Origin of the sequence: Advenella sp., from assembly GCF_052108595.1 — a bacterium.
GTDB lineage: Bacteria > Pseudomonadota > Gammaproteobacteria > Burkholderiales > Burkholderiaceae_B > Advenella.
The window spans coordinates 20302-45359 of sequence record NZ_JBQEAU010000002.1 but is presented as its reverse complement, the minus strand read 5'-3'; the positions used below and the strand labels follow the sequence as shown (position 1 = coordinate 45359).

Here is a 25058-nt window from a genome sequence, read left to right as displayed (position 1 = left end):
CGTCCCAACACTGCTGACTGCAGCAAAAACCGCGGACCCCCACCCGGATACAGTGCACCCGACCAGATACCATCCGGATGGGTGCACTGCAATAATCTGTTTTGCCCCGCTAGTGATCAACCAATATCGAGCGTGCCAGACCAAACAATCTTGTCGATACCAGCGAAACCGTTCTGGAAGGGCCCTTGCTTTTTGAAATGGCCATTGAAATCAACCGCCTTATCGGTGGATTCACAATACGTGAGGCCTGGAGGCGGCCGCCGGCGACACCATCCAGGACAGAATGGATGGGCAGTGTTGTATGCAGCCCCTTTTGCGCGACCATCAGTTTCATCAACGTCAACGAGTTGGTCTCCATTGAAACCGCGATGGAAAATCCCATATCGCGCGCCAAAGACTCCATCGTATTGCGCAATTCATTAGGTGCTCCAGGAAGTACAAACGACAAATTCCTTAGCTCACTGAATTCGACCTCGGCACGGGAGGTAAGCGGATCGTTGGCACTACCCACCAGATAGCTGTCTACCGTAGCCAGTTCAAATTCCTGCTCTGGCAGTACCTCTCCATACCGATACACTATGCCGATATCGGCACGCCCGTCGGCAAGCCAGGCTTCGATCTGCCCTACATTACCTTCCATATAGCACAAGCTGACGCCCGGTGCATCCTTGCGAAGATCATCATATAGCCGGCCAGCAAGCGTCGCGCCGATCGAGCCAAAACAGGCAAACGTGACCTTGCCGACGGGGGCTTTGACATAGTCCTGTAAACGCTGATCCAGTTGCTCTGCATCTTTGAGCAGCGCCACCACCCGATCAAAAATCTGGCTTCCAGTCTCGGTAAGCGTCACGCCACGCCCGGTGCGGTTGAAAAGCCGGACACCGCATTCGCGCTCAAGCGCATTCAACTGCCGGCTCAGCAAAGACTGATTGCTATCCAGAAAAGCCGCGGCACGGGTCAGGCTGCCCAATTGGGCAATGACCACAAAGAACCGCCACCGGTTCAAATCCGACGATAAGTTAATTTGAAAATCGGTAGCGACGCGCTCTGGCTGCATGACGTTGTAATCCCAAGGCAGGCTCATCGCCCGCCAGTATTGACAATTGCGTCTGCAGCTTACCATTCAATTGAGCTTGATATCCCCTTTTTCCGCCACCCGTTTCCACTTGTTGAACTCGGCCATCATCGTCTGACGATACTGATCGTCATTCAGATTTGCCGGCGCGCCGCCCTGCTCATACAGAAATTGTCTGACATGCTCGGTGGCGGTCACATCCGTGACCGCCTGCCCAAGGCGTTCAATGATCGTCTTATCGATTCCAGCCGGCCCGATCAGACCATACAGCGTTTCCATGATGACCGCCGGCAACCCGGACTCGACTGTTGTCGGCACATCCGGCAATTGAGACAAACGCTCCTTGCCTGCAACAGCAAGCACTTTGAGCTTACCCGCCCGGTGAAATGGCAATACGGGGGCAAGATCCGACATTTCGTACTGCACTTCACCTGCCAGCAATGCAGTCGTTGCAGGCGCGGCTCCCTTATAGGGGATATGCAGCGTGTCGATGTCGGCTTCCTGCCGAAACAACTCTGCACCAATATGTGGTGTGGTGCCATTGCCGGCTGAACTGTAATTGAGCGTGCCAGGCGCCTTTTTTGCCGTATCCACCAATTGCTGCAATGTTGATATGGCCGATTTGGCGCCGACCGAAATCACAGAAGGGTATCTGGCCACCCCGGCAATATATTGAATATCCGATAGTTTATATGGGAGCGCCTGCAGGGCGGGTAACCCGGCTACAGGGCCTGGCGCGACCAGCGCCAGCGTATAGCCGTCGGGCGCAGCCCGCAGAACCTCCCCCACACCAACTGCACCGCCAGCGCCTGGCCGATTCTGTACCACGACCGCTTGCCCAAGATTTTCTTCCAGGTGCTGGGCAATGAGTCGGGCGACACCGTCTGTGGGCCCGCCCGCGGTATACGGAACAATCAGACGCAGTGGTTTTGTCGGCCAGGAAGCGGCGTTAGCGGCCGGCGCCAGGATGCCGGGAGAAAACAAGATGAACATCAACAATAACTTGCGCATAGCGGCTTTGTCTCCAACATGGTTTTATTTTGTTTTCCAGACCGGACAGCGCCTACTCAGGCGTAAACGCTGCCACGATAACCCTTACTTTATGGCGTAAATGTGGCGCTAGGCCAGCGCAGCAACAGCAATTCTGAATTGCGGTTTTTGAGGTAGCTGGCAACCGCCGGCAAACGTATCATGCAGACAAACCCGAGCGTTGGCACCATCGCCATCATCGCGGGCTGCCCAAGAACACTTATATCTCGAAGCGCACTCATACACAGGAACATTGCATTGGAAATCGTCGACGTCAAGATCATAGAATGTACCCAGCGCCTGAAGGACCCGAGCTGGAAGTTTGCACGTGCTCTGGTGCCTCAATTGGAGGGGCATATCCTTGAGTTGACAGACGACGCAGGTGTGACAGGCCTGGGATACGTTCACGCCATACCGGCGATTACCACTCACGGCGCCGGTGCACGCAGCGCTCTGGATTGGATCAGACCTGCATTGCAGCATCGCCGAATCGACAGTATTGCGTCTGTCATGGAGGAGCTGGATCTGCTACTTGCTTTCAACTGCAGCGTAAAAGCTGCTGTAGACATGGCTCTGCATGATCTGCTGGGAAAACGCAAGGGGCTCAGTGTCGCCACCCTATTGGGTGGACGTATGCACGACACAATTGCCCAATCGCGCATTCTGGCCATCAAATCGCCATCAGATATGGCCCACAAGGCGGAATTGCTTGTCACGGCGGGCTACCGTCAGCTCAAACTCAAGCTCTCCGGAGACACTAAGCTGGACATTGAGCGGATCGCCGCAGTGCGCAACGCCGCCGGTGCCGGTACCGTATTAACGCTGGATCCAAATCAATCCTACAGCTGCAAGCAGATGCTGCAAGCATTTTCGAAAATGGAGCGTTACGATATTGCATTGATCGAGCAGCCCGTGCCCGCATCGGACACCGAAGGTCTGGCATTATTGACCCGGACCTTGCCTGCGGCCATAGAGGCCGATGAAAGCGCGCAGACAGTCAGCGACGTATTCAGACTGGTGGCGAACCGGCAGGCTGATGTGATCAACCTGAAAATAACCAAACTCGGTGGTATACGACGGTTTATGCAGGCGGTTCATATATGTGAGGCAGGGAATGTCATCTGCCGGGTTGGCGCTGCATTCGGCCCTGGTCTGCTACAGGCAATGGCAGCTCAGGCTGCCAGTGTCATCAAACAGCTGCCCTATGCCTGTGAACTGTCCGAACATCAGCACCTCGAGGACGATCCATTCGAAAGCCTGCCGATCGAACAAGGTCACATCGCCGTTCCTGACCTACCGGGCGGCGGCATCTCCTATTTACAAAAATAAATCGAAAACCGCCTTATCCGACCAACTTAAAGGGGAAAAAACAATGGCATGCTCACCGCACCTTCAGGATTGCGAACCGCAAAATAGTCGCAGGAACTTTTTCAAACACAGCTTATTGACTGGCGCAGCCATCGCCGGTGTTTCTGAGCTGTGGCCGCAAGCAGCCATGGCAGACACAATAAAGACCACCCCAATGTGGCCTGCGTCACCCATCCCGGCGCAAGTGCCCGTAACAGATGCTATTGCCGATCTCGGTGACACCCGCTTGTGGTATTGGGACACCGGCGGCAATGGTGAAGTCGTCATCTTCATGCACGCCGGCAGCCAGAGCGCAGCCGGCTGGGGATACCAGCAAGCGGCATTTGCATCTGCCGGTTATCGTGCTATTGGCTATTCGCGGCGTGGCTATTTCAAGTCCGATTTGGGTGATATCAGTAACCCCGGCGTCGCATCCGATGACCTGGATCGGCTGCTTCAGCATCTGAATATTGAACGCGCACATCTGGTGGCGGTAGCCCACGGCGGTTACTTTGCACTGGACTACAGTCTGTCCCATCCGGCCAAAGTACTGAGCCTGACGCTGGCCTCTTCAATGCTAGGTGTCAGGGACGATGCATACAGCATCATGCAAAAACGGCTGAGGCCGCCGTTTTTCAACGACTTGCCCGTTGACTTCAAGGAGCTGGGTCCGTCATATCGCGCCGGCAATCCAGAAGGGCACGACCAATGGAAGGCACTGGCAGAAGCTGCGCGGCCCGGAGGCAGAGTCATGCCGGAAATAAAAAATGAATTGAACTGGAAAAATCTGAAAAGCATCAAGGTACCGGTATTGCTTATGACTGGCGACGCCGATCTTTATGTGCCGCCGTCCGTATTGCGTCTGCAGGCATCGCACTTTCCAGCAGCCGAGACGGTAATAATCAAGGAAGCCGGTCATTGCTCCAACTGGGAACAACCGCAGGCGTTTAATACCTCTGTTCTCCAATTCATAGGAAAACATATCGCCACTTAACCGGTCAAGGCGATAGGTCCGCTTTACTCCTGCACAAGCCACGCGGTATTATCTGACATCGTGACATGATGCAAAACAGGAGAACGGGATGGACAAAACGGCGTTGATTACCGGCGGAGGTCGCGGCATTGGCGCGGCAACTGCCAAATACCTGGCCGCCAAAGGATATGGCATTTGCATTAATTATCATCGAAACGAACAGGCCGCCGAGACCCTGGTCGCCCAGATCAAGGAGCAATTTTCCGTCCCGTGCATTGCCATTGGCGCCGACGTCTCCGAAGAGGCGCAAGTGGTACGGCTCTTTGCCGAAATGGACGAGCTGCTAAGCCCGGTCACCCATCTGGTCAATAATGTCGGCGTGCTGTTCAAGCAGATGAAAGTGACCGAGATGGATGCAGAACGCATCAACAAAACGCTCTCCACCAATGTGACGAGTTATTTTCTGTGCAGCAGGGAAGCGCTCAAACGCATGCAACCCGGTGGCGCCATCGTCAATGTTTCCTCGGTGGCTTCCCGCACCGGCGCTGCCGGTGAATACGTGGATTACGCTGCATCCAAGGGCGCCGTTGATATATTCACCCGAGGTCTGTCGCTGGAACTGGCCCCCCAAGGAATCCGGGTCAATGGTGTGCGGCCGGGGTTTATCTATACAGATATCCACGCTGATGGCGGCGAACCCGGCCGGGTTGATCGCGTCAGCAGCCAGATTCCCATGCTACGTGGTGGTCAGCCAGAAGAGGTCGCATCGGCCATAGCCTGGCTGCTGTCCGATGAAGCGTCATACGTGACCGGCTCGTTTATTGATCTGGCTGGCGGACGCTAGGCATGCGCCGGCCCTGACTGGCAAGGGATCGTCCGGTAAGCCGTCTTGCCGCTTTCATTCACTATAGCAATCGTGTTACCGTATAGTATCCTCAGAGCCAGCGTGCCGCATACCAACGAGCTATGCCTGTCAAGCGTGTCATGTCAGTAGTGTTAATACCAGTAAATAGCGTGCGTCATATTGCAGCTGTAATCAGGATGTCACGGCTGCCGGCCTCTGAGTAACCCTATTGGACAAGGAGTTAGGATAGTGCTTGAACGGTTTGCAAGAGGGTCGCAGAAATCCAGACTAACGGGCGCGCAGGCAGCCAGACCGTTGTCCGCCCTTATCCTCCGGTTATTTCTCCCATTTTTTCTGCTGCTCGCTGCACTGCTGCATCTGAATACTGCAGGTGCCCAGATTGCCCCCTCTCCTGAACCCGACATCGCGCCTGCCTCTGCCGCGCAACTGGCCGATTTGCTGGAAAACGAAAAGACGCGTCAGCAACTCATAGAGCAACTGCGCGCGCAGGCGCCCGCTGCACAGCAAGCGGCGTCCAGCGACGCACAGAGCAGTCTTGACGATTCATTGCCTCGCCGGGTCGCCGACAGCACGCAATTTTTTCTGACCAAACTGTTGAACGATATGGGCGATGCGGCGGCGGCAATCGGCGCCATGGCGCGCGGTGAAGGCACTGGCGGCTCCGGCATGACCGACTGGCAATCGACGCTGGCCAATTTTGCACTGGTTATCGCAGCCACGGTCATCGCCTTTGTCTTGTTGCGCTTGCTGGCCGCGCGCATCTTTTCCATTATCAATCGCTGGGTCGGCCAGCCGACACCCGCCCTCGGGCGGCGTCGCCTGGCCCAGCCTGCGACACTGAAAAAAATTGCAGCTGTCATTGGCGCGCTCATTGTCGATGTCGCTGCCATTGCCTTGGCCGGTGTTGTCGGATATAGCGTTGCGCTGGCGGTCGCGGGGCCTGACGCGACCGTGGGCACATTCGAATCGCTCTTTGTCAATGCCTTTGTCGCCGTTGAAATTGCCAGGGCGCTGGTGCGCACGGTGTTTGCAACGCGCTTTCCGCAACTGCGGCTGTTTCCAATGCGTGACGAAGTTGCCATGTACTGGAACGGCTGGCTGTGTAGCCTGATTGGCATCACCGGCTACGGCATGCTGGTTGTCGTACCTGTCGTCACAGCCCTGTTTACTGCGGCATTGGGTAATCTGGTCGGCCTGCTCATCATGCTTGGCATGTATATTTATGCCCTGCGGGTGGTATGGAATAACCGGGCCCTGATACGTGAACGGATCGTAGAACGCGCCAATCAGACTTCCACTGCATTTTTTGCAACCATGCTGCGCCTGCTGGCCCGTGTCTGGCATATTCTGGCCATTCTCTATTTCACCGTTCTGCTCGTTGTCAGCCAGATCGATCCGGTCGATGCCCTGCCGTTCATGGCGCGCGCCACGGTGCAAAGCCTGGCGGCGATTGCCCTTGGACTGCTGCTCTCCGCCATTCTGACTGCCATTCTGAGCCACCCGATCCGGCTGTCCGATGAGCTTCGTGCCCGGCTGCCACTACTGGAAGCACGCGTCAATTCATATGTTCCGGCAATACTCAAAGGCCTGCGTTTGATTACGCTTGTCATCGTAGTACTGTTTGTGCTGGACGCATGGCATGCATTCGACCTGTCTGCGTGGGTCATGTCCGAATCGGGCCGCGCAACCATCAGCACAGCGGTGCATGTGGCCATCATCCTGCTGTTCGCCGCACTGGCATGGACCATTATTGCGAGTATCATCGAGAGCCGCCTGAGCGGCACGGGCAACCGGGCGCCCAGCGCTCGCGAAAAAACGCTGCTGTCACTGTTTCGCAATGCTGCGCTGATTGTGATCATCACCATGACGGCCCTGGTCCTGCTGTCCCAGATCGGCATCAATATCGGCCCGCTGATTGCCGGCGCCGGTGTGGTGGGTCTGGCCATTGGTTTTGGCGCGCAAAAGCTGGTGCAGGACATTATCACGGGCATTTTCATCCAGCTTGAAAACGGCATGAATGTGAATGATGTCGTGGAAGCGGGCGGGGTTTTTGGCACCGTGGAAAAAATGACCATCCGCTCGGTAGGCATTCGCACCATGGACGGCGGCTATCACCTGATTCCGTTCTCGTCGGTTGATGTCGTAGCCAACCACATGCGTGATTTTTCCTATCATATGGGTGAGTACACCATTGCACATCGTGAAAATGTAGACGACGCCATCGAACACCTGCGCGCCGCGTTTGCGGAATTGATGCAGGATGAAGTGCTGTCCCCCGAAATACTGGAAGAAATTACCATCCCCGGCGTGACAGCCATCAATGAACGCGGCGTCACTATTCGGGTGCTGGTCAAAACCACGCCCGGCATGCAATGGGCGGTGCAACGCGGTTATAACCGTCTGGTCAAGAAACATTTCAACGCCGCCAATATCGAACTGCCATACCCGCATACCGTGGTTTATTTTGGCCAGGACAAGGACGGCAACGCACCCTCGGCACGGGTAGATCTTGGACGCAAGGCTGAGCACGCGCAAGCGCCCAAAGGCAAGGCGCCTGCGGCCGGGCATACGCCGCGCAAACTGGCACCGAGCCGCGGTGGCTCGGAAGATGTACTGGGCAATGAGCTGGAACAACGGGTGCCCGATGAAGATGGGAATGACGAGGCAGACGGCTCGCTGCGTCCCGGCCCGACATCCTGATGAGACCGCGACTGAGGCCGCCGCGGGTTTCTTTGACCATACCGACTATGCCAACTGTGCAGGCGGCGAGCCGCAAGCCGCCCTGCACACCGCGCTCTGGCAGGTGTAGCGCCTGTCTCAGTGTGCTTCTATGTCAGGTGTAATGAACGCAAATCCGATTATTCTGCCATTCGTGCACGACCACATCCAGTCCGTATAGCTCCTTGAGCACCGGTGGCTGAATGAAAGTCTGCGGCGGGCCCTGGTGCAGAACCTTGCCGTTGCGCATTCCGATGATCAGATCCGAATAGCAGGATGCAAAGTTGATATCGTGCAACACCATCACAACCGTCTTATGCAGTTGGTCGGCTGCACGCCGCATCACCTTCATGATGTCAACGGCATTTTTCATATCCAGGCTGTTCAGCGGCTCATCCAGCAGGACATATTCCGTGTCCTGGCATAGCACCATTGCAATGAAGGCACGCTGGCGCTGCCCGCCCGAGAGCTCATCCAGAAATCGCTGCTCCAGCCCATTGAGATTCAGATAAGCCATGGCGCGCTCGACATGGCTGCGGTCCTGCACCGTCAAGCGACCATGCGTATGCGGATATCTGCCAAACGCCACTACATCCTGAACCGTCAGGCGCAGGGAAAGATGGTTGTCCTGGCGTAAAATGGACAAATGCCGGGCCAGTTCGGCCGTATCGGTGCGAGCGATATCCAGCCCGCCAACCTCAACCGATCCGGCAGACATGGGCAGCAAGCGGCTAATCATGCCCAGCAATGTGGATTTGCCGGCGCCATTGGGGCCGACTATGGAAGTGACGCCACCCCGGGGAATTTGCACTGAAACATCATCCACTACGCGCAAATTCGCGTAGTCCTTGCTGACACCATTGACCTTTATCATCGTTGTCCCTTGCGCACAATCAGCGCGATAAACATCAGCCCGCCGGCAAACTCAATCACCACGCTGACCGTGGTATTGAGCGCCAGGCCATGCTCCAGCACGGTCTGGCCGCCTACCAACGCAACAATACCAAGCAGCACGGCAGCCGGCACCGTATATTTGTGTTTGTCGGTTTGCATGATCATGTATGCGAGATTGCTCACCAGCAATCCAAAAAACGTAACCGGCCCCACCAGCGCCGTTGACACCGACACCATCACGGCAATCAGCACAAGGGTGAGCCACAGTGTCTTGCGGTAATGGATTCCCAGGTTGATTGCTACCTCGCGACCAAGCGACAGCACATCATAGGCGCGGCGCAGCCGCCAGCCGATCAGCGACACGGCCCCTACCATCGCCATTGAGGCCAGCAACAGATTGGTGCGAATGGCATTGAAACTGGCAAACATTTTGTCCTGCAGAAACAGAAACTCGTTGGGATCAATCATTCTGACCATCAGGCCGGACAGGCTGCGAAACAGCAGCCCGAACACGATCCCGACCAGCAACAGCAGATGCAGACTATGCGAAGCACCGGAGAAAATCCATTGGAACAGCAGGCAGGCGAAAACGGTCATGACACCGACTTCCAGCACGAACTTGCCTGTCATGCCCCACTGGCCTCCCGCAGTCATGCCAAACCAGAATATAACCACAGCCTGAATCAGGGTATAGAGCGCATCAAATCCCATGATCGATGGCGTCAGAATACGGTTATGCGTGATGGTTTGAAACAGCACAGACGACACCGCAACAGCATAGGCCACCAGCAGCATCGCGGCCAGCTTGCTGGCGCGAAACGAGAGCACGAAGTCCCAGTGGCCGTTGGCGCCCCATGTCATGAACGCGGCTACCGACAGCAGCGCAAAAAAAGCCAGCAGATAAAGCCGCAGGGCGGGTGACAGCTTAGCCAAAACGAGACCGCCTGTTCAGAAGTAGATAGAGGAACAACCCGCTACCGACCACGCCCACTACCGTACCGATTGGAATTTCATGCGGATAAATGATCAGGCGACCGACAATATCGCAAGCCAGTACAAACAGCGCTCCAAGAAAGGCCACCCACGGCAGCGAGCGCCGCATATTATCGCCAAAGATCAGGCTCACCACATTGGGCACCAGCAGGCCCAGGAACGGCACACTGCCCGCAGTGACCACGACCACGGCACTGATGGCCGACACCAGAACCATGCCAATCAGCATAAGGCGTTTGTGATTAAGCCCCAGGTTGGTGGTAAATTGCTCACCCATGCCCAGCACCGTGAAGCGGTCTGCAGCGAAATAGGCAGCGCAGGAAAGGGCAAACGCCACCCATAACAGTTCGTAGCGCCCTCGCAGGACACCAGAAAAATCGCCCATGGTCCACGTATGCAAGGCCTGAAGCAAATCGTACTGGTAAGCAAAGAAGGTGGTAACAGCCTGTATGACGCCGCCCAGAACCAGACCGACCACAGGGACCAGAAAGGCGGAACGCAAAGGAATGCGCCGCAGGATCAGCAAAAACACCGACGTGCCGGCCAGGGCGAACAAGGCGGCAACCAGCATTTTCCCAAGCACAGAGATCCCCGGCGCCAATAATGTGACAGCCAGGATTCCCATGGTGGCAGATTCAACGGTCCCGGCCGTGGAGGGTTCGACAAAGCGGTTGCGCACCAGCATTTGCATGATCAGCCCCGCAACGGCCAATGAGGTGCCTGCCAGCACCAATGCAAGGGTACGCGGCAGGCGACTGATCAGCAGCAGTTGCCAGGCTTCGCTATCCAGACGCAATAACGCGGCCAGCGACATATCGCCCGCGCCCAGAAACAGACTGACCAGAAACAAAAAGCACAGAAGCAATAGCAGCATGCAGACCAGTAGGGGCTGCATCAGTTTATTGCTTCTGTGCCCTTCGGGATAACCGCTCATGAAAGGCCCACTATGGCGTCAATCGTCAAGAACGCCGGGGCCCGGACTTGCGAGCGCGCCATGGTTACTGCTTGCCGTCCAGTGCTTTGGACAGCTGGTCCACGTTCTGCTGCATAGCGGTCAGCCCGGCGCTACCGAGCAAATACCAATCCATTGCATTCAAATAGACAATCTGCTTCTTTTTCCAGGCGGTGGTTTTATGGATCAGCTCGTTATCGAGCAGCTTGCCGGCGGCCACACCCTCGCGGCCGATGGCGCCATCCCGGTCAATCACAAACAGCCACTGCGGGTCGGTTTTATAAATAAACTCAAATGACACCGCCTGCCCGTGATTTGACGTGGACAGGTCGGGCGCCGCAGCGGGAATGCCGAAGGTGTCATGAAGAATACCGAAGCGGGAACCCGGACCATACGCACTGACTTTGCCGCCGGTGGTAAGAATGATTAGCCCCGAGCCAGCATTGCCGGCCTTCTGCTTGAGCGCCGCTATGGACTGGTCCAGCCGGCCCAGTTGTTCCTTGGCTTTGTCCTGCTTATTGAAAATGTCTGCCAGCGTAAGCGTGTTGCGTTTGACGCTGGCCAGCAGGTCTTTGGCATTGACGGTCAAATCAATGGTGGGCGCCAGTTTGCTCAATTCCGCATACTTGGGGGCCGAACGGCCACCCACAATAATCAGGTCTGGCGACAGCGCATTAACCGCTTCGTAGCTGGGCTCAAACAGTGAACCGACCTTTGGAACCGATTTTTCCGCGTAGGCAGCCAGTTGATTGATGTACTTGGCCTCGTGCACAGCAAAAGCCTCTATGCCCAACGCATGCATGGTGTCTAGCGAGGCCAGATCAAAGACAACTGTTTTCTTTGGCTCGCCTTCGATGGTGGTTTTCCCGCTTGCATGATCAACGGTCAAGGCGTGCAATGGCAGCGCGACGCTGGCGGCTACCACCAATATGCCGGTCAGCAACCCGCGACGAGCTTGAGACTTGCAAAATTGCATGAAAAATGACTCCACTTCTGATTCAAACTGCAAAGGTTACCCACCCAAACGCATCGCGGCGTTGATCTGCCGCAGGCAAAACGCCACACCTGGGTATCGTGCCGCCTGTGCCTGGATGCATTCGGTGAGCTATAAATTCACACGCGATACACGCACATCAGAGGGCCCGGACAGGGAGTCGCGAGGGTAACAAAATGATTGACTTGACAACAGAAAATTGTAGCATAACTGGTAATAAGATGTATTCTTATTTATACTTTTTCATGCAGGGTGCCGCCGGTCATCGGTCGCGAGCGGCACGCAACGCTCGCAGAAAGACAACGGCAATAGGCGCGATCTAGCCTCAGGGTGCAGCGCCATTCGAATGACCTGTAACTCCCAGCTGGACGTGTGATACAGCCCCGATACGGGCACGATACGGGCACGATACGGGCACGATACGGGCACGATACAGGCAAGATAAGGGCCAAATTACCCGCTCTGGATCAAAGCCGGCCACGACAGCGCGACCGGCCTGCCAGTCTTATTTTTTCAGTTGCCCGGCAAGCTGATCAAGCGAGCGTTGCTGTGCGGCTTCGTACAATGCAAACTCGTCGTTGACTTTTGCACCCAGCGCTTCTTCGAATGCGGCCCGGGCAGCACTTGCCTGATAGCTTTTCTGGTCATCGCCACCCAGATTCGACTGGAAAATACCGGCGGCACTGACGGGCAGAAAGTCTTCGTAAATAATCGGCTCGGCGTGAACCAGTCCGGCGTCAATCAAGGCGTCGATATCGTCCGCATTGGCGATCTGCTTGCCATTGGCAACGCGTCCCTGTTGCGTCAGATTGTAGCGGAAGTAGCCCAGGCCACTTTTGCGGATCGCCGCCAGATCGTCTGGAAACTCAGTGAACACGCTCGCCAGGCGCTCTGCATAAGTGCCGTCAGCCTGTTCGCCCGATTCGCGGGCGCGCAATAACAACTGATCATACAGGGCGCGTCCCTTGGGCGTCAGGGCCAGACCGCGTTGTTCAATTTCACCAAAGCGCGCGGTATGGGCGCCAACCACTTTTTCGGTACCGGAGTCGAACGTTACGTTCTCTTCCAGCGCCTTGAAGCTGGTCTGGCGCAACAGAATCGGGTGGCGCCGGGTAGGCGGGCCCTCGATGGATTCCTTGGCAGGAATATTGCGATTGAGCATTTCCTTTTGTGCCGCGTCAATATCCAGCGTGCGGGGCGTCAGATGGTTGATATGGGGACCTTTGAAGCAAACCACATCTGCAATCAACCGGTGGGCGTCAAGCAACTGGTTATACGTTTCAACACTCACCGTCGCTTCATTGTGCCAGCGGAAAATATCAGTGGCCTGTATCACGAACTCATCAGCCTGTTCGCTTTTCAGGCCGCCTTCGGTTTCGAATTTTTCTGCCAGTTCCAAAACGCGTGCGCTGAATATGGAGCGCTTTTCCAGAATCGCGGCGGCCTTGGTGCGCAACGCTTCATCGTCAATCAATTCCGGGCGCAGCAAGGAGGTGAACACCCGAAACGGATTGGCTGCCAGCGAAGCATCGTCCACCGGCCGAAACGCCGTGGCGTGCACCGGTACCCCGGCCACCGACAAATCATAATAACCCACCGGCTGCAGCCCCATCACCGCGAAAACTCGCCGAATGCCGGACAGCTCGGCAGCCGTACCCAGACGGATGGCGCCGTGTCGCTCCAGGTTCAGGCGCTGGATTTCGCCGGACTCATTCAATTGCGCTTGCAATTGCGGATTTTCCTGCAGCGTCTGTGCGTTAACGTCGGCAACCAGCTCAAGCAGATCGCGATAAAGCGGCACTTCCTGCCCATACATATTGGACATGGCAGTTGAAAACCGGGTGCGGATTTCGTCGGTCGAGACGAAATGATTGTTTTCCATAACGAGAATACTCTTTGTAGTTCAGTTGGCAAAAATAAAGGCGGGCAGATCAGCAATAGCCTGCTGGCAAATGGACACGTTCCGGCTACCGGATTTGCACAGAGGGCAAACAGCAAAATGTGACCATAAAGTCACTTTTTAGTATAGCCGAATCAAACCGCGCGCCGGTATTGTTTTTCTCTTGTAGAATGAGTTATCGGCATCACTGATGCAGTTTTCATACACTTGCGGATTCCTATGTCCCGTCGTCAGCAAACAGAACAGCAGATCCTCCAGGCCCTGGATGCCCAAATCCGCGAAGCCGGGATGGGAGGCATTGGTATCAACGCCGTTGCCCGCCGCGCGGGCGTGAGCAAGGAACTGATTTATCGTTACTTCAACGGGCTGGACGGGCTGCTGCTGGCCTGGATGCAGGAGCAGGATTTCTGGACCGGCCACCGCGGGATGCTGGGCAACGACGAATCAAGCCAGCAGACACCCCAGCAACTGGTCCTGTCCATGCTGCATGCCCAGGTTGACGCACTGACCAGCAACGACACGCTGCGTGAAGTGCGCCGCTGGGAACTGGTGGAACTCAATGAGGTCACCGCCAAGTTGGCCCAGCGGCGCGAGAAGGCCGCCCGCGCATTCATTGATCGGGTCGATGGCCTGACTCCGGAAATTGATATGCCCGCGACCGTGAGCATCATGCTTGCCGGAGTCCTTTATTTAATGTTGCGCGCCAAGACCGAAAGCCAGTTCCTGGGCATTCCCATACGCACGGACGAAGGCTGGGAGCGTATTTTCAACGCACTGGAAACCATGACTGCCGGCTTCCCGCAGGCACTGCGCGAGCAGTCGCTGGATGAACTGGAAGCGCGGCGCGAGCCGCCATCGTCCTGATTGACGAATGTGATATGGCACCTGACATGGTGCCGGCCTGGTGGGCATTGAGCACAATGCCGAGGATGGCGCTTCAGGCAGGCAAAGCGTCTACCTGCCCCATGAGATAAAGCAGACAGCCCGTCCCTGGTCGTCAGGGCAATTGGGACAGGGCACATCATAGCTTTGCCGGGTGCAAATACAGATTGGGCGGCATGCCCAGCGCACGGCGGAACATCGCGCTGAACGCACTGGGACTGCGGTAGCCCAGTTCCCGTGAAATGGTCCCGATGGACTGGCCCATCGATAGTCTGCATACCGCGTCTGCCAGCCTGACCTGCTGCAGCCATTGACGATAATTCATTCCCAGTTCTGACTGAAACAGCCGAATCAGCGTGCGCTCACTGGCGCCCACTGCATCGGCCCACGCCCCCAACGGACGGCTCAGTCCGGGCTGATCCATGATGGTGGTGCAGATGGATATAAGCCGACGATCCCGCGGCCACGGGATCTGGGTGGCCACGGTTTCGGCTGACGGCAGTTCCGAAAGAATCAGCGCTGCAATCCGGCCACCCCGTTCATTTTGCGAATAGATGACGGGTTCGGCGGTCAGGCTCAGGATCAGCTCGCGCAGCAGGTTGCTGACTTCGATCACCTGGCAACCGGCCCACAATGATCTGGCAGCGCCTGCATCAATATACAGCGTGCGCATGTCCACGTGGGAAACCGCCATCGTGCAGTGCGGAACATTGGGTGGCACCCATAAGGCACGTAGCGGCGGCAGCAGCCAATAACCCTTGTCGGTGCTTACGCGGATCACGCCGCGCGATGCAAAAAGCAGTTGCGCGCGCCGATGCGAATGCGTCGCCGATCCCGTACCGGCCGCAAACTCCTTGGACATGGCGGCCACGGCGGGGGCAATGTTCTGGTAGTCTTCTGCGTTGACGCTTCTGGGAAGCGGATGCATCACTGTCACTTTCTCGACGAAAATTGGCACTTTCATTAATTCTAGCACGGCTACACTTACTGATTGCGAATGTCATATATATGTGAATGCAATGTCGATAGAATCCGCCGCCATACGCCCCTCCCAGCCCGAAAACAGCACCGCCTTCAAGGTGCTTGGTGCGATCAGTGTCGCCCATATGATGAACGACATGATCCAGTCCATCCTGCTGGCCATTTACCCGATGCTCAAGGATGACTTCAGCCTGAGCTTTGCGCAAATCGGCCTGATCACGCTGGTCTATCAGATTACCGCCTCGCTGCTGCAACCCCTTATCGGCCATTACACCGACAAGCACCCGCAGCCTTATTCATTAACCATCGGCATGGGTTCAACGCTGTTGGGCCTGCTGCTGCTGTCGGTCGCGCCTTCCTTTCCATTTTTGCTGCTGGCCGCCATTCTGGTGGGTACCGGTTCGTCGGTATTTCATCCGGAATCATCCCGCATTGCCCGTATGGCCTCGGGCGGGCAACACGGCCTGGCGCAATCACTGTTCCAGGTTGGCGGCAATGTCGGCTCTGCGCTGGGGCCCCTGTTTGCTGCGCTGATTATTCTGCCTCATGGTCAGGGTAGCGTTGCCTGGTTTTCACTGGCCGCCCTGTTGGCCATGGTGGTGCTGCTGCAGATCGGACGCTGGTATGAGCGCAACCGGGGCCTGCTCGTCCTGCGCTCCAAACGCTCGGCCAATGCGATTGAACTGCCGCGCAACAAAATCATCGCTGCATTGGCTGTCCTCGGCGTGCTGATTTTCTCGAAATATTTCTACATGGCTTCCATGAGCAGCTACCTGACGTTTTATTTGATGGAAAAATTTGCCCTGTCGATACGCACCTCCCAGCTTTATTTGTTCATTTTTCTTGCTGCCGTCGCCGTCGGCACCATCGTAGGCGGGCCGATCGGCGATCGCATCGGCCGCAAGCGGGTCATCTGGGCGTCAATTCTGGGTGTCGCCCCCTTTACCCTGTTGCTGCCGCACGCCAATCTGTTCTGGACCGGCATCCTCATTGTCATTATCGGTCTGATCCTGGCGTCGGCGTTTTCCGCCATTGTGGTCTATGCCCAGGAACTGGTGCCCGGTAAAACCGGCATGATTGCCGGTCTGTTCTTCGGCTTCGCGTTTGGCATGGGCGGCGTCGGTGCAGCAGCGCTGGGACATCTGGCAGACACTACAAGCATCTCCTATGTGTACAGCGTTTGCGCCTATCTGCCGCTACTGGGTATTGTCGCCGCACTGTTGCCAGATACGGAAAAGCGCGCTCTGGCGCGCCGGCCTTAATGTCATGAATGCGCCGCACTCGTCTGGTTGGTATGACGACCGGCCCAGGCCGCTGATTATGGATCAAGCGCTGCCCCTTAACGACATTGAACCGCGCACTCGTTATCGGATAATTTGCGCTGCTATCATGCGCGCTGCCATCGATCGCGACACATTAACTGGGTACAATGGGCTATATACGTTATGCGTCCTCGCCGAGGCCGCCGCAACACACGACAAGGAAGCCGCTCATGAGTACTCTGCCCAAATTTGCAGCCAACGGATGGCGGCGGCTTGATAACGGCAATGTTCAGCATCTGTCGGGACTGGAGTTTGCGCCCGACCCCAATGAACGGCTCAAGCTGGTTGATGCCTCGCTGTCTGTGTTCATCAGCAACCTGCGGCATGAGGGTGCAACCGAACAGCAGGCCGAACGGCTGCTGCACAAGCTCACACTACAGGCTGCGCAACAGTTTGTTGGCTTGCATTAACCCACGACATGGGCTGTTATCTTGATCGGCCTCAAATAACAAAACCGGCTGGGCATATACAATTGCTTGCCAGCCAACCTGGCGTAATGCGCTAAGATACACAAAAATAATTATTTCATCGACAAAGGAGACGCTGTAATGATTAAAGTCAGTGTGATGTACCCCAATACCCCAGGCGCGCGCTTTGACCACGATTACTATCGTGACAAGCATTTGCCTCTGCTCAAGGAGCGCATGGGCGAGCGTTGCCGATATTACACCATAGACCGGGGTATCGCCGGTGGCACGCCAGATGCCCCTCCTACCTATATCGGTATGTGTCATATTTTCTGCGACAGCGCCGAAGACTTCCAGGCAGGATTCGGGCCGCACGCCGATGAAATTCTGGGCGACATTCCAAACTACACGGATCTGAGCCCGATACTGCAGCTCAGCGAAGTGGTCACCGATACACGCACCTAGCGACGTTGTCGCCGCGTTCTTAGCAGTTTCAAACGCGATCAGCGGCTGGTCCGGACACCGGTGCATCGGACCGTCGATAATCTCAATCGCGCTTGTGATATCTCCCAGCAATAAAGGCACGCCGGACGATCATCAACGAAAAGTGATCGGATGGTAATCTTCTGTTCATGCACGACAGCGGTGGTGTCTCTTATGATTGACCTGATCTGTACCCAAGGCGCGATCTTCCTGCGTATGCCGGTCAAATATCGGCGCAGCATGAACCTGGCACCAACTGCGTTGCAGATCACGTTTGCCCCGGTCCCGATCGCACCGCCCAGCGATATCAGTTAACGGAACCGGGAAGGACAGTGTGTAAGTCAGCGAGTGGCACGTTAAATAAAACCCTGACAGGCGGCACAATGATATTCCCGGGCACGGGTAACCTTCCATTGGGGCCGCCATCTCTCTGGCCTATAGGCACACTAGTGCACAATAGGCATGCCCGCCGCAGCAACCCTCAACAGTTCGTTCGCCAGGGCTGTTGCAGTTACACCAAAAACCGTATCAGTAACCGACCGTGAATCGCGCCCGTACGTGCCGGGGCGTTTCCAGTTCATCGATCATGGCCAGCGCAAAATCCTGAGTAGAAATGCGACTCTGGCCGCCGGCATCCACAATCAGTTCATCATCGGCCTGCCTGAACGAGCCGGTACGCTCGCCAGGTTCAATGATTGCCGACGGGCTCAACATAGTCCAGTCCAGATCACTGTCTTTACGCAGTTGCGTCAGAATATCCCTGGCGCCCTGAGCGGTGGCTTTCCACTGTTGAGGGAAATCGGGCGTATCGATAACCAGCACGCCCGGCTGGGCGTACAGGCTACCTGCGCCGCCCACAATAAGCAGACGCTTGATCACCGCCTGTTTTGTCGCCGCGATAATGGAATCCACACCTTTCATGTAGTATCCATAAACGTCCTGCTGGGCATGCCCACTGAATGCACTAATCACTGCATCATGACCCGTCAGTTGCGTCGCCAGTTTTACGCCATCCAGCACATCGGTCTGCTCAATCGTCAGATTGTCCTGCGGCTGCAGTTTTTCGGGGTGCGCCACCAGGGCTGTTACCTTGTGCCCGCGCGCCAAGGCCTCTGTCAGCAAGGCGCTACCGATAAAACCGGTCGCGCCGATAAGTGCGATTTTCATATTGAATTCCTAAAATGTAATTTGGCCTATGTCTGGAAACCTGCGTATCCAAACGGCCAGAATACACATCATCACAGAAGCCATTGATTCAATAAACAGGAAAAACTATAATTCATTGTTTCTATATTAGTAACAATAATGATTATGAGCACTGCTGCCGGCATTGATTTGAACGCGCTCGCTATTTTCTGCATGGTGGCCCGCTTGCGCGGGTTCACGGCGGCAGCAATGCAACTGGGCATGACCAAAGCCAAAGTCAGCATTCAGATAAGCCGCCTTGAAAAGCATCTGGGGGTTCCACTGTTTACACGAACCACACGCCAGGTCAATCTGACCGATGCCGGCAGACGACTGTTCGAGCAATGTGAACCCATGCTGGGCCTGTTACAGGAAACCCTGGACCAATTGGGGGAAGACAGCACAACCCTGTCCGGCACCTTGCGACTGAGCTCAACGGTTGATCACTCCATCCTGTCGCTGGCCGGCGCCGTGGCGATCTTCGCCGGGCGCCATCCTGATCTGCACATCGACCTGCGGTCAAGTGACCGTGTCCAGGACCTGGTCAGCGAAGGTATTGATGCCTCGATTCGGGTCGGCTGGTTGCGTGACTCGTCCATGCGCGCAATCAAGCTGGGCGGCATGCGCCAGTTCGTCGTTTGTTCCCCCACCTATTTGCGCGCTGCAAAACCCATCCTGACTCCCGCCGATCTCGCAGACCATCCCTGGATTTGCCTGTCCTTGCTGCCTGCTCCGCTCACATGGACGTTCGAGCATACCAATAACGCGAGCGAAACCATACACCTCAGATCCCGCATCCGCGTCGATTCACCCGGCGCACTGCGTGCCATGCTGCGCCAAGGTTACGGTATTTCAATACTGGACGAGCATAGCGTAACCGAAGACATCGCGGCAGGCAGGCTTGAACCTGTGCTGCAACAATGGGCGTTACCGCAGGTCGGCATCTACGCGGTCTACCCACCAGGCCGTCGGGTCTCTTATCGCGCACAGCAGTTCATTGACTTCTATCGCGGCTATCTGAATGAGCTGGGGACAATAAAGTGAGTAATGCGAACAGGTGTTGAATTTTTCATGGCCGCTCCCGTTGTCGGTCACAAACACCTGCGCAATGCGCCCTGCACTCCTGTCGGAAATCTCGTTTGCTCTGCTGATCTCGGTTATGCCCGCATAACGCATACCACATGGCGCATGGCGCATGGCCAACCAACAAAGGCTCAGACTGTCCGTCGCCAGGCCGGTACAGGCTCGCAACGCAATGTCAGCGTTGTGCCATGTGCAGCACTTATTCATTAAATATTCAGGTTAATATGGCAATTCATTTTCTCTATGTACCTTTTTGTCGGAGCATGGTCGAGACAGCCATGCTCGCAGATACCACACACTGTTGCTGGTGTCTGACGTGACCAAAACGCGCTCAAAGGTGCATCCGTCGGAAAAAATGGTTTGTAGAACAAAAGGAGCAATAATATGAGCAACACCGCGCTTGCGCTACTTGCATTTCTGCCGCTGATTCTGGCCGGAGTGCTATTGATCGGATTTAGAATGACCGCCAAAGTGGTCATGCCCATTGTATTCATTGTCACGACCGTGATCGCCCTTACTGCATGGCAGATGAGCGTCAACCGCGTGGTCGCTTCAGCCCTGCAGGGCCTGATTCTGACCGCCTCCATTCTATGGATTATCTTCGGCGCAATTTTGCTGCTCAACACCCTGAAGCACTCGGGCGGTATAACGGCGATTCGCAAAGGGTTCTCGGACATCAGTCCCGACCGGCGCGTGCAAGCGCTTATTGTGGCCTGGCTGTTCGGCTGCTTTATTGAAGGTGCGTCGGGCTTTGGTACACCGGCCGCAGTGGCGGCGCCCCTGATGGTGGTTCTTGGTTTTCCTGCCCTGGCTGCCGTGGTTGTGGGCATGATGATACAGTCAACCCCGGTCTCCTTTGGCGCTGTTGGCACCCCCATTGTGGTGGGCGTCTCCGGCGGCGTCAACAAGGCGGGCATTACCGAACAGTTGATCGCGCAAGGCTCCTCATGGGAAGAGTATTTCCGCCTGATCACCTCCGAAGTCGCGCTAACGCACGGCGTTGTGGGCGTATTGATGCCACTGATCATGGTCATGATTATGGTCAGGGCTTTTGGTGCAAATCGCTCGTGGAAGGAAGGGCTTGCTATCGCGCCATTCGCCCTGTTCGTGGGCGTCTGCTTTGTGATTCCCTATATGCTGGCCGGCGTGTTCCTCGGGCCTGAGTTTCCGTCGATGATCGGCGCCCTGGTCGGACTGGCGATCGTCATTCCTGCGGCAAAGCGCGGCTTTCTGATTCCTCGCGAGACATGGGACTTCCCTGAGGCAAGCCGATGGCCAAAGACCTGGATTGGTGACATCGATGTGAAACCGGTAGAAACCGCGGGAAAAACGCCCATTTCCACCTTCAACGGCTGGCTGCCCTATGTTCTGCTGGCCGTCTTTCTGGTCATCTCCCGTACGGTTGAACCCATCAAGCAGGCGCTCAATACCGTGAGTTTCGGATGGAGCAATATCATGGGCGAAGACAAGGTTTCAGGTACGCTGGAGCCCTTGTATCTACCCGGCGGGATCCTGATTTTCGTTGTGCTCATTACGATTTTCCTGCATCGCATGAGTGGCAATGAGGTCAAGCAAGCCGTTGGCGAATCATGCCGCACCATTCTGGGTGCCGGTTTCGTCCTGGTTTTCACCATTCCAATGGTGCGGATTTTGATCAATTCAGGTGTAAATGCTGCAGATCTGGTATCCATGCCGGTTGCCATGGCTCAGTTTGTCGCCAACGGAGTAGGCAGCGTTTATCCCTTCTTCGCTCCGGCCATGGGCGGACTAGGCGCATTCATCACTGGTTCTAATACGGCCTCCAATTTGATGCTTGCCGACTTTCAGTTTAATGTCGCTCAGCAACTAGGCATCTCCACTGCCATGATGATAGCAGTACAGGCTGTGGGGGCTGCCGCGGGCAACATGGTTGCTATTCACAATGTCGTTGCTGCATCAGCAACAGTGGGCCTGTTGGGTCGGGAAGGGGACACGCTTCGCAAAACCATCCAGCCAACGCTGTACTATCTGATCTTTACCGGCGTTATTGCCATGCTGGCTTTTTATGTCTTTGGCGTAACCGATCCGCTGCTCGGGAAATAGTATAACCAGCCCGTCAACCATTTGGCCGCCCGTATCTAAACAGACCGGGTGGCCAAATCATTCATACTTCTGCCTGCGCGCGAACGATTGATCTGGCTAAGCAAGGGATGGGGGTCGCCGGGCAAGGCCATCGCCATGATCCCCGGGTAGATTCGGGTGGCTGGTCGGTATACGGCACCAATACAAAAAACAGATTCATCCACCCGTGGTTGCCACTGCAATTGAACTCAGTGCGCGCTCTGCCAAGTACCGGCAGAACACAATCATTTAATACCAGAGACCATTCCCAAGGAGAAAACTACATGTTCGTCAAATCCCCCCGTCGCCGCGCGATGCTGGTCACACTTGCACTATCCACCGCACTGGCCGCTTGCGGCCATATGCCGGAACAGTCCCCAAAAAATACGATAACGGTTATCTCTTCGGGCGGCTTTGCTTCGTCGGTCGAAGCGCTTGCCCCGCAATTTGAAAAGCAGTCCGGCTATCACGTTGAAATTGTCCATGGATCATCCATGGGCGGCGCGCCAGATTCCATTCCAGCCCGACTGGATCGACAGGAACCCGCCGACATGGTTATCCTGGCCCGCAAATCACTGGATCAGCTCGTCAATAAAGGTCAGGCCGTCAAGGGCAGCCAGGTGGACCTGGTTCGTTCACTCATCGGCATCTCGGTCCAGAAAGGCGCCCCCAAACCAGATATCAGCAACGCCGAGGCGGTAAAACGCGCCCTGCTGGCTGCGCCTTCCATCGCCTATTCGGCCAGCGCCAGCGGCACCTATTATGAAAAAGAACTGATCAAGAAGCTGGGTATTGAAGCCCAGGTCAAGTCCAAGAGCAAGCGTATTGTTTCCGAGCGCGTAGGTGCAGTGGTGGCCCGCGGTGATGCGGCTCTAGGCTTGCAACAGGTCAGTGAACTGTTGCCGATCAAAGGGGCCGATTACGTGGGCGTGTTGCCACCCGCCTTGCAAAAAGCGACTATCTTTTCGGCCGGGGTGACCACGCATGCGCGCAATCAGCAGGGCGCCAACGATCTGATCAAATTTCTGACTTCTCCCGCCGCTGTCCAAACGATACGGCAAAACGGGCTGGAACCGGCCTTCCCGACACAATAAACGGGTACCGCTCGTGGGTTCGTCGGCTTCTGGCCAGGCGATCCACGAGTAGTTGGGTAACAAAAGCGTAAGCGGCAGTGGGTCATGCGACAGATCCGCTGCACATGCCTATCCCGGCCCGGCCTGCTGCGCGGATCCGTCACGCCCTTGCAGGCAGCCAGCCGACCCGGATCGTACACCCTAGGTACGTGGCATCACTGCCAAGGTTGAGGGCTCATTGGCCGGCGCGGGCGCCGCCTGGCATTCAATTGTCAAATGTGATATTTCATGGACTGGCCATAACTGCTCGCGTATCTGTTGAGCCGTCAGCCCGCTGCCTGCCACGCTGACAATGGCCGCACGCGCCTGTGGCCCGACCTGCCAAACGTGCAGGTCTGTGATTTTCATATCGGGCACCGGCGCCAGAATTTCGCGAATTTCCTGTGCAACGTGCTCGTCTGTCACGTCCAGCAACACAGCTGCGCTGGCTTTCATCAAGCTATAGGCCCATCTGCCGATAACTATTGCGCCGACCACGCCCATGACCGGATCCAGCCAAATCCAGCCAAAATAACGGCCTGCCAGCAGGGCCACAATGGCCAGGACCGAGGTCAGGGCATCGGCCAGCACATGAATGTACGCCGCCCGCATATTATTGTCGCCGCCGGGTGCATATCCGTGCGCATGGTCGTGTTCAGCAGCATGGCCATGATGTTGGTGACTGTGATGATCGTGTCCGTGATGATGGCCGCCCGACAACATGAGCGCGCTCACAATATTGACAAGCAAGCCGACCGTCGCGACAATGGCCGCCTCCCCGAACGCAACGCTGGTCGGACTCAACAATCTGGCGACCGACTCCACGGCAATGCCAAGGGCCACCATGGCAAGAATGAGCGCCGATGCAAACCCGGCCAGATCTCCCACCTTGCCGGTTCCAAAGCTGAACCGCTGGTTGTTCACATTGCGCCGTGCAAACGCATATGCGCCTGCCGCGATGCCCAGGGCGCCCGCATGCGTGGCCATATGAAAGCCATCAGCCAGCAGGGCCATGGAACCGGTCACATAGCCGGCGGCAATTTCCACGACCATCATGACAAAAGTCAGGGTGACCACCCACAGGGTCCGCCTGGCATTTTCATCATGGGACGCGCCCAGAAACGCATGGCTGTGGGGACTGTGTTCCGAATACATCATTTATTCCTTTTATTTCGAATACTGGCGAATCGCTTTGAGCAATTCGTTCACCCCCGCCTGGCGTTGCTCATCGCTGAGCGCCGGATCGGCAACATGAAATTGCGCATGCGCTTCAATAATCTGCTCAAGCAATCCGTTCAATGCCCCGCGCGTTGCCGCCACAAGATGCAGCGTCTTGCCACAATCGGCCTTTGCCTGCAGCGCGCGCTCGATGGCCTGGACCTGTCCGGCAATTCTGCGAACCCGATTGAGCAACTCGTCGTTATCGGCATGCAAATGAGACATACCCTACCCCCCTATACTATATTGACCATTATCATAAGCCAACCCGCCCATTTGCGCAATCGACATCAGGGTGCCGTGTATATTCTGGCGCCACACGGGTCTGGCCAGAAGCGGCCGGTCCTTTGCCCGGCGCGCCGCAACTCTGCGCGTTTTCGCTGGCCCGGGCAGCCACGCATATGAGCGTTCCCGATCAGGAGATGACCGTCATATTTGAATATTGGCGTGATTAATGACGTGGTCAATGCCGTCGCAATGCCCGCAACACAAGAGCTGCAAACGCCACGCTTTAGTCATAGTTACGGGCTAACCCCTACTTGTTT

At 56.2% G+C, this 25058-nt stretch carries 23 protein-coding genes and 1 pseudogene; 13 read left to right on the top strand and 11 right to left on the bottom strand.

Annotation, left to right across the window (positions count from 1 at the left end):
• Window positions 1-109 precede the first annotated feature (109 nt).
• Together ACTIKR_RS00660 and ACTIKR_RS00655 are read right to left on the bottom strand one after the other, a co-directional pair.
• Complete coding sequence (locus ACTIKR_RS00660) at window positions 110-1084, bottom strand: LysR family transcriptional regulator (RefSeq protein WP_226816701.1); 975 nt, start codon at window positions 1082-1084, stop codon at window positions 110-112.
• A 39-nt stretch (window positions 1085-1123) separates the two neighbouring features.
• Window positions 1124-2086 carry a Bug family tripartite tricarboxylate transporter substrate binding protein gene (locus tag ACTIKR_RS00655; protein WP_193088115.1) on the bottom strand — a complete coding sequence of 321 codons (963 nt, stop codon included), beginning with the start codon at window positions 2084-2086 and terminating at the stop codon, window positions 1124-1126.
• Between the two features lie 180 nt (window positions 2087-2266).
• On the opposite strand from ACTIKR_RS00655, the gene ACTIKR_RS00650 reads away from it, so the two are divergent.
• From ACTIKR_RS00650 to ACTIKR_RS00630, 5 genes and pseudogenes are all read left to right on the top strand, one after another.
• A complete protein-coding gene (locus ACTIKR_RS00650) occupies window positions 2267-3433 on the top strand; it encodes a mandelate racemase/muconate lactonizing enzyme family protein (protein WP_193088114.1) in 1167 nt (388 codons plus the stop codon).
• 43 nt (window positions 3434-3476) lie between these two features.
• Window positions 3477-3593 (top strand): annotated as a pseudogene (locus tag ACTIKR_RS00645) (twin-arginine translocation signal domain-containing protein); the annotation flags it as partial.
• Between the two features lie 6 nt (window positions 3594-3599).
• A complete protein-coding gene (locus tag ACTIKR_RS00640) occupies window positions 3600-4445 on the top strand; it encodes an alpha/beta fold hydrolase (protein ID WP_255509673.1) in 846 nt (281 codons plus the stop codon).
• 88 nt (window positions 4446-4533) lie between these two features.
• Window positions 4534-5268: an SDR family oxidoreductase gene (locus tag ACTIKR_RS00635; RefSeq protein ID WP_193088112.1), complete on the top strand. Its 735-nt coding sequence runs from the start codon at window positions 4534-4536 to the stop codon at window positions 5266-5268.
• 249 nt (window positions 5269-5517) lie between these two features.
• A complete protein-coding gene (locus tag ACTIKR_RS00630; protein ID WP_370540195.1) occupies window positions 5518-7989 on the top strand; it encodes a mechanosensitive ion channel domain-containing protein in 2472 nt (823 codons plus the stop codon).
• A 133-nt stretch (window positions 7990-8122) separates the two neighbouring features.
• Here the strand turns inward: ACTIKR_RS00630 and ACTIKR_RS00625 are convergent, their stop codons facing one another.
• From ACTIKR_RS00625 to hglS, 5 genes are all read right to left on the bottom strand, one after another.
• Window positions 8123-8881 (bottom strand): iron ABC transporter ATP-binding protein, encoded by a 759-nt coding sequence (locus ACTIKR_RS00625; protein WP_193088111.1) that lies wholly within the window; start codon window positions 8879-8881, stop codon window positions 8123-8125.
• On the bottom strand, window positions 8878-9834 hold the full coding sequence (locus tag ACTIKR_RS00620) for an iron chelate uptake ABC transporter family permease subunit (protein WP_193088110.1): 957 nt from the start codon (window positions 9832-9834) through the stop codon (window positions 8878-8880). Before ACTIKR_RS00620 ends, ACTIKR_RS00625 begins: the two co-directional genes overlap by 4 nt.
• The gene (locus ACTIKR_RS00615) at window positions 9827-10789 is read right to left on the bottom strand and encodes an ABC transporter permease (protein ID WP_193088109.1); all 963 of its coding nucleotides are present in this window, start codon (window positions 10787-10789) and stop codon (window positions 9827-9829) included. Before ACTIKR_RS00615 ends, ACTIKR_RS00620 begins: the two co-directional genes overlap by 8 nt.
• Before the next feature lie 103 nt (window positions 10790-10892).
• Window positions 10893-11822, bottom strand: coding sequence for a siderophore ABC transporter substrate-binding protein (locus ACTIKR_RS00610; RefSeq protein WP_442326948.1), 930 nt, complete (start codon window positions 11820-11822; stop codon window positions 10893-10895).
• Window positions 11823-12345: 523 nt separating this feature from the next.
• On the bottom strand, window positions 12346-13722 hold the full coding sequence (gene hglS / locus ACTIKR_RS00605; protein WP_193088107.1) for a 2-oxoadipate dioxygenase/decarboxylase HglS: 1377 nt from the start codon (window positions 13720-13722) through the stop codon (window positions 12346-12348).
• A 237-nt stretch (window positions 13723-13959) separates the two neighbouring features.
• Here hglS and ACTIKR_RS00600 point away from each other — a divergent pair, with 237 nt between their 5' ends.
• Window positions 13960-14604 (top strand): TetR/AcrR family transcriptional regulator, encoded by a 645-nt coding sequence (locus ACTIKR_RS00600; RefSeq protein WP_442326947.1) that lies wholly within the window; start codon window positions 13960-13962, stop codon window positions 14602-14604.
• A 157-nt stretch (window positions 14605-14761) separates the two neighbouring features.
• Here ACTIKR_RS00600 and ACTIKR_RS00595 read toward each other — a convergent pair whose 3' ends face one another.
• Window positions 14762-15586, bottom strand: coding sequence for an AraC family transcriptional regulator (locus ACTIKR_RS00595; protein ID WP_226816698.1), 825 nt, complete (start codon window positions 15584-15586; stop codon window positions 14762-14764).
• A gap of 55 nt (window positions 15587-15641) precedes the next feature.
• On the opposite strand from ACTIKR_RS00595, the gene ACTIKR_RS00590 reads away from it, so the two are divergent.
• From ACTIKR_RS00590 to ACTIKR_RS00575, 4 genes are all read left to right on the top strand, one after another.
• Window positions 15642-16865 carry an MFS transporter gene (locus ACTIKR_RS00590; protein ID WP_193088105.1) on the top strand — a complete coding sequence of 408 codons (1224 nt, stop codon included), beginning with the start codon at window positions 15642-15644 and terminating at the stop codon, window positions 16863-16865.
• 230 nt (window positions 16866-17095) lie between these two features.
• A complete protein-coding gene (locus tag ACTIKR_RS00585) occupies window positions 17096-17335 on the top strand; it encodes a hypothetical protein (RefSeq protein ID WP_193088104.1) in 240 nt (79 codons plus the stop codon).
• 138 nt (window positions 17336-17473) lie between these two features.
• A complete protein-coding gene (locus ACTIKR_RS00580) occupies window positions 17474-17797 on the top strand; it encodes an EthD family reductase (RefSeq protein WP_193088103.1) in 324 nt (107 codons plus the stop codon).
• Between the two features lie 192 nt (window positions 17798-17989).
• A complete protein-coding gene (locus ACTIKR_RS00575) occupies window positions 17990-18130 on the top strand; it encodes a hypothetical protein (protein WP_193088102.1) in 141 nt (46 codons plus the stop codon).
• A 213-nt stretch (window positions 18131-18343) separates the two neighbouring features.
• Here the strand turns inward: ACTIKR_RS00575 and ACTIKR_RS00570 are convergent, their stop codons facing one another.
• Window positions 18344-18982 carry an NAD(P)-dependent oxidoreductase gene (locus ACTIKR_RS00570; protein WP_193088101.1) on the bottom strand — a complete coding sequence of 213 codons (639 nt, stop codon included), beginning with the start codon at window positions 18980-18982 and terminating at the stop codon, window positions 18344-18346.
• Window positions 18983-19120: 138 nt separating this feature from the next.
• Between ACTIKR_RS00570 and ACTIKR_RS00565 the strand changes: the two genes are divergently transcribed.
• The 3 genes from ACTIKR_RS00565 (at window position 19121) to ACTIKR_RS00555 (ending at window position 23277) form a co-directional block, all read left to right on the top strand.
• Entirely contained in the window at window positions 19121-20044 is a 924-nt protein-coding gene (locus ACTIKR_RS00565) for a LysR family transcriptional regulator (RefSeq protein ID WP_226816695.1), read from the top strand.
• Between the two features lie 423 nt (window positions 20045-20467).
• A complete protein-coding gene (locus ACTIKR_RS00560; RefSeq protein ID WP_193088100.1) occupies window positions 20468-22165 on the top strand; it encodes an L-lactate permease in 1698 nt (565 codons plus the stop codon).
• A gap of 302 nt (window positions 22166-22467) precedes the next feature.
• The gene (locus ACTIKR_RS00555) at window positions 22468-23277 is read left to right on the top strand and encodes a substrate-binding domain-containing protein (protein WP_193088099.1); all 810 of its coding nucleotides are present in this window, start codon (window positions 22468-22470) and stop codon (window positions 23275-23277) included.
• A gap of 180 nt (window positions 23278-23457) precedes the next feature.
• On the opposite strand, the gene dmeF is transcribed toward ACTIKR_RS00555, so the two are convergent.
• Both dmeF and ACTIKR_RS00545 read right to left on the bottom strand, forming a co-directional pair.
• Window positions 23458-24450 carry a CDF family Co(II)/Ni(II) efflux transporter DmeF gene (gene dmeF, locus ACTIKR_RS00550; protein WP_442326953.1) on the bottom strand — a complete coding sequence of 331 codons (993 nt, stop codon included), beginning with the start codon at window positions 24448-24450 and terminating at the stop codon, window positions 23458-23460.
• 12 nt (window positions 24451-24462) lie between these two features.
• Window positions 24463-24738 carry a metal/formaldehyde-sensitive transcriptional repressor gene (locus ACTIKR_RS00545; RefSeq protein WP_193088098.1) on the bottom strand — a complete coding sequence of 92 codons (276 nt, stop codon included), beginning with the start codon at window positions 24736-24738 and terminating at the stop codon, window positions 24463-24465.
• Between the last annotated feature and the right edge of the window lie 320 nt (window positions 24739-25058).

Coding starts and splice junctions, on each gene's coding strand:
- ACTIKR_RS00625 (WP_193088111.1), bottom strand. CDS start 8,881: ATGATAAAGGTCAATGGTGTCAGCAAGGACTACGCGAATTTGCGCGTA.
- ACTIKR_RS00610 (WP_442326948.1), bottom strand. CDS start 11,822: ATGCAATTTTGCAAGTCTCAAGCTCGTCGCGGGTTGCTGACCGGCATA.
- ACTIKR_RS00595 (WP_226816698.1), bottom strand. CDS start 15,586: ATGAAAGTGCCAATTTTCGTCGAGAAAGTGACAGTGATGCATCCGCTT.
- ACTIKR_RS00570 (WP_193088101.1), bottom strand. CDS start 18,982: ATGAAAATCGCACTTATCGGCGCGACCGGTTTTATCGGTAGCGCCTTG.
- ACTIKR_RS00615 (WP_193088109.1), bottom strand. CDS start 10,789: ATGCAGCCCCTACTGGTCTGCATGCTGCTATTGCTTCTGTGCTTTTTG.
- ACTIKR_RS00575 (WP_193088102.1), top strand. CDS start 17,990: ATGATTGACCTGATCTGTACCCAAGGCGCGATCTTCCTGCGTATGCCG.
- hglS (WP_193088107.1), bottom strand. CDS start 13,722: ATGGAAAACAATCATTTCGTCTCGACCGACGAAATCCGCACCCGGTTT.
- ACTIKR_RS00650 (WP_193088114.1), top strand. CDS start 2,267: ATGCAGACAAACCCGAGCGTTGGCACCATCGCCATCATCGCGGGCTGC.
- ACTIKR_RS00660 (WP_226816701.1), bottom strand. CDS start 1,084: ATGAGCCTGCCTTGGGATTACAACGTCATGCAGCCAGAGCGCGTCGCT.
- ACTIKR_RS00565 (WP_226816695.1), top strand. CDS start 19,121: ATGATTATGAGCACTGCTGCCGGCATTGATTTGAACGCGCTCGCTATT.
- ACTIKR_RS00635 (WP_193088112.1), top strand. CDS start 4,534: ATGGACAAAACGGCGTTGATTACCGGCGGAGGTCGCGGCATTGGCGCG.
- ACTIKR_RS00545 (WP_193088098.1), bottom strand. CDS start 24,738: ATGTCTCATTTGCATGCCGATAACGACGAGTTGCTCAATCGGGTTCGC.
- ACTIKR_RS00580 (WP_193088103.1), top strand. CDS start 17,474: ATGATTAAAGTCAGTGTGATGTACCCCAATACCCCAGGCGCGCGCTTT.
- dmeF (WP_442326953.1), bottom strand. CDS start 24,450: ATGTATTCGGAACACAGTCCCCACAGCCATGCGTTTCTGGGCGCGTCC.
- ACTIKR_RS00560 (WP_193088100.1), top strand. CDS start 20,468: ATGAGCAACACCGCGCTTGCGCTACTTGCATTTCTGCCGCTGATTCTG.
- ACTIKR_RS00600 (WP_442326947.1), top strand. CDS start 13,960: ATGTCCCGTCGTCAGCAAACAGAACAGCAGATCCTCCAGGCCCTGGAT.
- ACTIKR_RS00585 (WP_193088104.1), top strand. CDS start 17,096: ATGAGTACTCTGCCCAAATTTGCAGCCAACGGATGGCGGCGGCTTGAT.
- ACTIKR_RS00640 (WP_255509673.1), top strand. CDS start 3,600: ATGGCAGACACAATAAAGACCACCCCAATGTGGCCTGCGTCACCCATC.
- ACTIKR_RS00655 (WP_193088115.1), bottom strand. CDS start 2,086: ATGCGCAAGTTATTGTTGATGTTCATCTTGTTTTCTCCCGGCATCCTG.
- ACTIKR_RS00555 (WP_193088099.1), top strand. CDS start 22,468: ATGTTCGTCAAATCCCCCCGTCGCCGCGCGATGCTGGTCACACTTGCA.
- ACTIKR_RS00590 (WP_193088105.1), top strand. CDS start 15,642: ATGTCGATAGAATCCGCCGCCATACGCCCCTCCCAGCCCGAAAACAGC.